The sequence below is a fragment of the Mesotoga sp. UBA5825 genome (assembly GCF_002432955.1).
Classification (GTDB): Bacteria; Thermotogota; Thermotogae; order Petrotogales; family Kosmotogaceae; genus Mesotoga.
On record NZ_DJHG01000121.1, the window covers coordinates 2061 to 2273 of the forward strand.

Annotated in this window: 1 protein-coding gene; it reads left to right on the forward strand. The window is 46.9% G+C overall.

The window, feature by feature from the left end; genetic code table 11:
• Window positions 1–213 (forward strand): hypothetical protein (locus B3N33_RS11945; protein ID WP_292593474.1); only part of this gene is annotated, 213 nt, incomplete at both ends.

Consider the following 213-nt stretch of genomic DNA (forward strand, 5'->3'; position numbering starts at 1 on the left):
GCGGCAAAAAGGGCTGTGTTGCTGCCTTTTTCGATCCCAAAAACCTTCACGACAGATTCTCCGGGTTGGTGCCGAACGGAAGTCTGAAAATGGACGATCGTTCCTTCTTGCGGTTTCTCAATGAACTATATTCGGAGAACAGCAACGAAGAATACGTGAGAGCCTTTCAACAACTACTTGACAAACTTGCAGCAGCTATCGCAAATGTTGTCG